A 7,490-nucleotide genomic window follows, 5' to 3' on the forward strand; every position below is an offset into this window, starting at 1 on the left:
TTGCCCTGTATGTCTCGGGATTTTGCCATATTCATGGCAAAACGCCTCGCGGGATACTACCTGTGAATAGTAACCACATAATTCATGATCAGTGTCACAAAACCGATCACAAAACAATAAATAGCAAATCCACGAAATCTGCCTTTCTGAACAAGCTTCAGACAATAGCGGATCACAAAAGATGCCACAATACCTGAAATAACCATTCCGAGTACATAAGTAAAACCAAGCCCTACTGTCATAGCAGGCGAACCAAACTGTCCCAGTTCCATAACCAGTGATCCCAGAATTGCCGGAATAGATAAAATATAAGAATATTTCACTGCAAAAGTACGGCTGAACCCGCTCATCAGTCCTGCACTGATCGTCAGACCACTTCTGGAAAGTCCCGGAAAGACAGAAAGTCCCTGGCTGATTCCAATCCACATTGCATTAGAAAAACTTGCATCCTTGGCAGCCTTCGTACCGCCTGCCCGGCTGAGGTCGATCACAAGCAGGACAATTCCTGTGATCAGAAGTCCTGCACTTGAAACCAGAGTGGAATCTGCGACCAGCACAACCAGTCTCCTTGACGTATATCCCAGAAACATCGTCGGGATCATGGAAACAAGAAGCAGCACGACAAACTTACGATATGTATTGCTGATGATTCTGGCATAATGAAGCTGCTTGCCGGTTCTTTTGTTGTAGAAATACAAATGAAAATTTCCTACGATATCCATGGTCATGTCCAGAATCTCGTAAAGAATGTGCCTGATATCCTTCTGAAAAGTCATAAACACAGCACCGAGAGTACCCACATGCAGCATGGCTTCCAGCAAAACACCAGCATTATGATCCATTCCAAAAAAATTCTCAAGAATACTGAGATGTCCGAAACTGCTTACAGGAAGAAACTCTGTAATTCCCTGTACAATAGCTAATAAAATAACATATAAAACTGTCATACTCTTTTCCTTTTCTTTTCATACAGTCTGTGTCTTATTGTTACTGTTGCGACACATCAACACTGGTCAGTATAACATATTTTTTTTTAACTTACAAGTTTCCAAACATTTGTTTGTGAAACAAAAAAATCCCGATCAGCTCAACATGGAGTTGACCGGGATTTCCTGCATTTAAATATTATTTATTTTTGAGATATTCATCGATACCTCTGGCTCCAGCTTTACCTGCTCCCATGGCAAGGATAACAGTAGCTGCACCTGTAACGGCATCACCGCCGGCATATACGCCGTCTTTGGATGTCTTACCGGTTTCTTCCTCAGCAACGATACATCTTCTCTTGTTGATCTCAAGTCCCTTGGTTGTAGAAGAGATCAGCGGGTTCGGGGAAGTACCAAGTGACATGATAACAGTATCTACATCCATGTCATACTCAGATCCTGGGATTTCTACAGGACGACGTCTTCCGGAAGCATCCGGCTCGCCGAGTTCCATCTTGACAACCTTCATACCGTTTACATGTCCGCTCTCATCAACAAGGATTTCCTTCGGATTGGTAAGAAGATCAAAGATAATTCCCTCTTCCTTAGCGTGATGAACTTCCTCTGCTCGTGCAGGAAGCTCTGCTTCACTTCTTCTGTATACGATATGTACTTCTGCACCAAGTCTCAGAGCTGTTCTTGCAGCATCCATTGCTACGTTACCACCGCCGACAACGGCAACTTTCTTGCCTGCTGCGATCGGTGTATCATAAGAATCATCGAATGCTTTCATCAGGTTGCTTCTTGTCAGGTATTCGTTTGCGGAGAATACGCCGCTTGCGTTCTCTCCCGGGATTCCCATGAACATCGGAAGACCTGCACCGGAGCCGATGAATACAGCTTCAAATCCTTCGTCCTCGATCAGCTGGTCGATAGTTGTGGATTTACCGATGACAACGTTTGTTTCGAATTTAACGCCAAGTTCTTTGACTTTTTCGATTTCTTTCTTAACGACTTTCTGTTTTGGAAGACGGAATTCCGGGATACCATAAACAAGAACGCCGCCGAGCTCATGAAGAGCCTCGAATACAGTTACATCATAACCTGCTTTTGCAAGATCTCCTGCACAGGTAAGTCCGGACGGACCAGAACCGATAACTGCAACTTTGTGTCCATTCTTAACTTCTGCTCCAGCTGGTTTGATGTCATGCTCCAGAGCGTAGTCAGCAACGAATCTCTCCAGTTTACCGATGGAAACAGCCTCGCCCTTCTTACCGCGGATACACTGTCCCTCACACTGGGATTCCTGTGGACATACACGACCGCAGATAGCCGGAAGAGCGGAAGATAATCCGATCACCTTGTATGCTTCTTCGATGTTGCCTTCTTTGATCTGCTCGATGAATCCTGGAATGTTGATGGATACCGGACATCCCTCTACACATTTCGGTTTCTTGCAGCCTAAACATCTCTGTGCTTCTTCTACTGCTTCTTCCTGATTGTATCCAAGACAAACTTCTTCAAAGTTTGTTGCACGTACCTTCGGATCCTGCTCTCTTACAGGAACTTTATTTAACATTTTTGCATCTGCCATTACTTGTCACCTCCGCACTGTCCGCATCCGCCGTGATGGGTATCGCCTTCCTGAAGCTTCAGTAATGCACGTCCCTCTTCGGTCTTGTACATCTGGCTTCTCTTCATAGCCTGATCGAAATCAACGAGATGTCCGTCGAATTCCGGTCCGTCTACGCAGGCAAATTTGATCTCATCGCCAACCTGAAGACGGCAGGCACCGCACATACCTGTTCCGTCAACCATGATCGGGTTCATGCTGACAATGGTATGGATACCAAGCTTCTTGGTAAGGAGACAGACGAATTTCATCATGATCATCGGTCCGATCGCAACACAGACATCATAGCTCTTGCCTTCATTTGTAACAAGGTCTTCGAGAGTCTTGGTTACCATACCGGAACGGCCGTAAGATCCGTCGTCTGTTGTAACATAAAGGTTGGAAACAGCCGCAAGTTCTTTCTCAAGGATCACCATGTCCTTAGTCTTGGAGCCAAGGATCACATCTGCGGTGATTCCGTGCTCATGGAGCCATTTTACCTGTGGGTAAACAGGTGCTGTACCAACACCTCCGGCAACGAATACCATTTTTTTCTTCTTGAGTTCTTCGATGTCTTCATGAACGAACTCAGAAGGACATCCCAGAGGTCCTACGAAGTCACGGAAAGAATCTCCTGCTTTTAATTCGGACATCTTGATTGTGGATGCTCCGACTTCCTGGAACACGATGGTAATAGTTCCTTCTTCACGATCGTAATCGCAGATGGTAAGTGGAATTCTCTCACCCTTCTCGTCCATCTTAACAATAATGAACTGTCCTGGCTGACAATGGCTTGCTACACGCGGTGCATGTACGACCATGAGATGGATCTTGGCTGCCAGTGTTTCGGCTTTTAAAATCTTATACATTGTTCCCCTCCTAGCGTATATTCATTCAATCCTCTATTAATAATACGCTAAAATTGCTTCTGTTACAAGGGGAATATTCAAAAACATACTAAATATGCATGCTTTTTCATAGTATTTTTACAAAAAAAGCCCTTTTAAGCCTCTTTTTTCTTCTATCATCTGATGCAATTTCCCAAGTGCTTCGCGGATTCCGCCAACTTCATCGATCAGGCCCTCCCTTACAGCTTCCTCCCCTTCCAGAAGCGTTCCGACATCTTTTACAAGCTGACTGGTATCCAGCATCAATTCTTCGAGACGTCGCTGTGACGCTCTGGAATGTGAAGCAATAAAACTGGTGATACGGTCCTGGATCTTTTCCATATTGCGGTACGTCTGGGCAACGCCGATGAACATGCCGCTGGAACGGACCGGATGGATGACCATCGTCGCACTCGGCACGACAAAAGAATAATCCGCAGATACAGCCATCGGAACTCCGATGGAATGCCCGCCTCCGAGTACAAGAGAAACGGTAGGAACACTTAAAGACGCGATCATCTCCGCGATCGCAAGTCCTGCCTCCACATCACCGCCGACCGTGTTCAGAAGGATCAGAAGGCCCTCGATCTCCTCATCATCCTCGATCATCGCAAGTTTTGGCAGCACATGTTCATACTTGGTCGTCTTGCTCTGCGAAGGAGCCGCATCGTGCCCTTCCACCTCACCGATGATCGTCAGAAGTTCAATCTTATGATTTCTCCTGTTCTGATCCAGCGTCACCTCTCCGGTCTCTTTGATCTCTTTATTCTCCTGCTCTCTCCGGTCAAGCTCTTTCTGTTTTTCGTCATTTTTTTCGGACATAAAAATACCTCCATGTGATTGTTCATGGAGGTATTCTGTGTAAACATATGGATTTTTATACGTTGTACGAGATCATTCGTCCCAGTTTGTCCAGACATCTGTGACGTCATCATCTTCATCGAGGAGGTCCAGAGTCTTCTGAAGGTTCTTGATATCCTTCTCGTCTGTAAGCTCTACGTATGTCTGTGGAACCATGGCAACCTGTGCCTCAAGCATCGGTACGCCAGCCTGCTCCAGTGCTTCTCTTACTGCGCTGAAATCATCCGGAGCGGTAAGTACTTCGTAGCTGTCTTCTTCTTCGCTGAAATCCTCTGCGCCTGCATCCAGTGCAGTCATCATCAGATCGTCAGCATCCATCTCGCACTCTTCTTTGTCGATAATGATCTGACCTTTCTGGTCGAACATGAAGGATACACATCCCTGTGTTCCGATGCTTCCATATCCCTTGGTGAAAGCGTTTCTTACGTTACTTGCTGTACGGTTCTTGTTGTCAGTCAGAGTCTCAACGATGATCGCAACACCGTTCGGACCATAACCTTCATAAGTAGCATGCTCGTAGTTGTCAGCAGAATCAGCACCTGCTGCCTTCTTGATACCACGGTCGATCGTATCGTTCGGCATGTTGTTTGCTTTTGCTTTCGCGATAACATCACGAAGTTTGCTGTTGTTGTTCGGATCCGAACCGCCAGCTTTGACTGCCATAACGATTTCACGACCGATCACGGTAAAGATCTTACCTTTTTTGGCATCATTTTTTTCTTTTTTATGCTTGATGTTCGCAAATTTTGAATGTCCTGACATTTCTCTCGTTCTCCTTTTGTTTCTTATCTTTTTGTAAACCCTGCTAAAAAGCCGGTAAACCTGCATAATTACTGATAAAATATAGCACTTTCCTTCGGATTCGTCAAGAATAACTGCTCAAAAAGTAAGCTCCAAGCTGATTTCCAGCGCATGGTTCACCTTATCAAGCATCGCCTGGTCAAGATGACAGACTTTATCCTTGAGTCTCCGCTTATCGATCGTCCGCAGTTGTTCCAGAAGGATCACCGAATCCCTCTCAATGCCATACGCAGACGCATCGATCTCTATATGTGTCGGCAGCTTCGCCTTGTTCATCTTTGATGTAATTGCTGCACAGATCACAGTCGGGCTGTGCCGGTTGCCGACATCATTCTGAATGATCAGCACCGGACGGATCCCGCCCTGCTCGCTTCCGACCACAGGCCGCAGATCTGCATAAAAGATATCCCCTCTTTTAATTACCACACAATTCACACTCCGATTCTTCTGTTACTGTCTGTTTATGACAGCTCCATTCTTTTTCTCAGAAATTAGTATTTCCATTTTTTTCTCGTGTATACATGTGTGGTATTTTACGCTGTTATCTAGTTAAAGAAGGTCAGCTCTCCCCATTCTTTGCCGTCTTTGATGTAGACTCTCGGCACTCGTTTGCTGATATCACAGGCAAATTCATAGGAAAAACGTCCGGAAAGATCACCAAACTTCTCAATGCTTATGAACTCCTTGCCGTCTTTTCCGATCAGAGTCACTTCATCTCCGGCCTTTGCGTCCGGGATCTTTGTGATATCTACCATGAACTGATCCATGCAGACTCTTCCAAGGATCGGTGCCTTTTTGCCGTGGATCAGAACCCATCCCTTATTGGAAAGAGAACGCGGATAGCCGTCTGCGTATCCCACCGGGATCGTTGCGACTTTCATCTCTTTCTTGGCAGTAAACGTTCCGCCATAGCTGAACGCCGCTCCCGGTTCCACGGTTTTGATGTAAGAAATATGGCTCTTGAGTTCCATTGCCGGGATCAGTTTCACGATATCTCTCTCCACTTCATTGGAAGGATAGATTCCATAGATCGTAATACCCGCACGGACTGCATTTAAGTTTGCCTCCGGCACACGGATGATCCCTGCGCTGTTAGAGCAGTGCTTCATCGGGATCTGAATGCCTGCATCCTCCAGAAGTTTTGCAAAATTCAAATAACGGTTAAGCTGGTCGATCGCCGGGCTTCTGTCTGTCTCGTCTGCTCTTGCAAAATGAGTGAACATTCCCTCGATCTTCAGATTTGGAAGCTGGGAGATCTTTTTGATCTCTTCGACACTTTCCTGTCTGTCTGCAAATCCAATACGGCTCATACCGGTATCAAGACCGATATGGATATGTACATCTCTTCCCTGACGCTGCGCTTCTTCTGAAAGTTTCTGTGCCATCTCATAGGTGCAGACAGTTAAACGGATCTCCTTTGCGATCATTTGTGTGAAATATTCTTCAAAAACGATTCCAAGGATCAGAATCGGTTTTTTCACACCAAAGGTACGAAGCTGCAATGCTTCCTCCGGTGTCGCAACTGCAAATCCCCAGATATAGTCATAGTCTTCGATCAGACGTGCGATCGCCTCTGCGCCATGTCCATATCCGTCTGCCTTGATGACAGCAACGATCTTGGTACCCTTGGCAATGTTTTTCTTCATCTCTGCAAAGTTATGTGCGATCGCATCCAGGGATACGACGGCCTTTACTCTTTCGAATTTTTTCATGATCTTTATCTCCTTACTGCGTAATGCAATTATTTTTATCTGGATTTTTGAAACTTATCAGAGTTCCTGCATAGTTTCTCTGTCTTTAAGAACTTTCGCCGCTGCCCGCGCAATGTCTCCGGCTTTCATTCCGTAGGTGCCTTTTTCCTCGACAGCCTTATCTCCTGCCAGCCCGTGAAGGAATACGCCAAAAGCCGCCTGCTCTGCCAGATCCACCGTATTCTCCGGATCTGAACGGAATGCACACAGAACCCCTGCCAAGATCCCCGACAGGACATCCCCGCTTCCCGCAGTCGCCATTCCCGGATTCCCGCTTTGATTGATCCAGCAAAAATCCCTCTTCGGATCTGCAACAACAGTCACTGCATCTTTGAGCACACAGACCACGCCATTTTCCCTTGCAAAATTCGATGCTGTCCAAATGAGATTTTGCTGAATTTCCGGTATGGAGAGTGCCCGATCCGCTGCTTCTGAAAACAATCCGCTATTTTTAGAAGTCATAAAATTTTTACTCAGCCGACTCGTCTCGCCAAGATGCGGAGTACAGATCACCTGACTGTGCTGAAGATATTTCTTCCACTCCGGATGTTTCGAGAGCAGGTTCAGTCCATCCGCATCCATGATCACAGGTTTCCCCATTCTCTGCGCATGGGCAAGATAAAATTCTGTTTTCCGTGCACTTTTCTCAGAC

Annotated in this window: 8 protein-coding genes; all 8 read right to left on the reverse strand. The window is 46.0% G+C overall.

What is annotated here, in order from left to right; genetic code table 11:
- Window positions 1–56: 56 nt before the first annotated feature.
- On the reverse strand, window positions 57–947 hold the full coding sequence (locus WMO75_RS18080) for an undecaprenyl-diphosphate phosphatase (protein ID WP_349078669.1): 891 nt from the start codon (window positions 945–947) through the stop codon (window positions 57–59).
- 178 nt (window positions 948–1,125) lie between these two features.
- Window positions 1,126–2,520, reverse strand: coding sequence for an NADPH-dependent glutamate synthase (gltA, locus tag WMO75_RS18085; RefSeq protein WP_022215043.1), 1,395 nt, complete (start codon window positions 2,518–2,520; stop codon window positions 1,126–1,128).
- Window positions 2,520–3,407, reverse strand: coding sequence for a sulfide/dihydroorotate dehydrogenase-like FAD/NAD-binding protein (locus tag WMO75_RS18090; protein WP_022215042.1), 888 nt, complete (start codon window positions 3,405–3,407; stop codon window positions 2,520–2,522). The genes gltA and WMO75_RS18090 overlap by 1 nt, the downstream gene beginning before the upstream one ends.
- Window positions 3,408–3,524: 117 nt before the next feature.
- A complete protein-coding gene (locus WMO75_RS18095) occupies window positions 3,525–4,247 on the reverse strand; it encodes a ClpP family protease (protein ID WP_118252822.1) in 723 nt (240 codons plus the stop codon).
- Between the two features lie 72 nt (window positions 4,248–4,319).
- Window positions 4,320–5,048, reverse strand: a complete 729-nt coding sequence (locus WMO75_RS18100) for a YebC/PmpR family DNA-binding transcriptional regulator (protein WP_022215040.1) — start codon at window positions 5,046–5,048, stop codon at window positions 4,320–4,322.
- A 117-nt stretch (window positions 5,049–5,165) separates the two neighbouring features.
- Window positions 5,166–5,513 carry a type II toxin-antitoxin system PemK/MazF family toxin gene (locus tag WMO75_RS18105; protein ID WP_022215039.1) on the reverse strand — a complete coding sequence of 116 codons (348 nt, stop codon included), beginning with the start codon at window positions 5,511–5,513 and terminating at the stop codon, window positions 5,166–5,168.
- A 119-nt stretch (window positions 5,514–5,632) separates the two neighbouring features.
- On the reverse strand, window positions 5,633–6,799 hold the full coding sequence (alr, locus tag WMO75_RS18110) for an alanine racemase (RefSeq protein ID WP_022215038.1): 1,167 nt from the start codon (window positions 6,797–6,799) through the stop codon (window positions 5,633–5,635).
- A 57-nt stretch (window positions 6,800–6,856) separates the two neighbouring features.
- A partial coding sequence (locus WMO75_RS18115; protein ID WP_349078673.1) for an ADP-dependent NAD(P)H-hydrate dehydratase occupies window positions 6,857–7,490 on the reverse strand: 634 nt, incomplete at its 5' end.

The sequence above is a fragment of the Blautia intestinihominis genome (assembly GCF_040096655.1).
GTDB classification, from domain to species: Bacteria; Bacillota; Clostridia; order Lachnospirales; family Lachnospiraceae; genus Blautia_A; species Blautia_A intestinihominis.